Source organism: Mesorhizobium sp. M4B.F.Ca.ET.214.01.1.1 (assembly GCF_004791545.1).
GTDB lineage: Bacteria > Pseudomonadota > Alphaproteobacteria > Rhizobiales > Rhizobiaceae > Mesorhizobium > Mesorhizobium abyssinicae.
This window is the reverse complement of sequence record NZ_SRUX01000207.1, coordinates 1-320: the sequence shown is the minus strand read 5'-3', so window position 1 is coordinate 320 and position 320 is coordinate 1. Positions and strand designations below refer to the sequence as shown.

1 protein-coding gene is annotated in these 320 nt (G+C 63.1%); it reads left to right on the top strand.

Going from position 1 to position 320, the window contains the following annotated elements; translation table 11 throughout:
- Window positions 1–320, top strand: a 320-nt coding sequence (locus tag EN857_RS33920) for a substrate-binding domain-containing protein (protein ID WP_135897720.1), incomplete at both ends; no start/stop codon positions are given.

Genomic DNA, 320 nt, shown 5'->3' with positions numbered 1-320 from the left:
CGATACGGTAACGGCGGAGAACCGGTTCGGCGCTCGCCTCGGCATCGAGCATCTGCTGTCGCTCGGGCATCGCAATATTGTGCATGTGACCTGGAAGGGCCGCACGACGATCCGCCGTCGCCATGATGGCTATAACGATGCATTCCTTGCAACGGGCCTTGCCGTTCCGGCCGATATGGTCATCGAGGTCGAGAGCTACGAGCCCGAATGGGGGGAGGTGGCTATCCGCCGTCTGCTTGCCGAGCAGCGACCGCTGCGAAACGCCACCGCGATTTTCTGCGCCGCCGATAATCTGGCGCTCGGCCGTCTGAAGGCCTTGG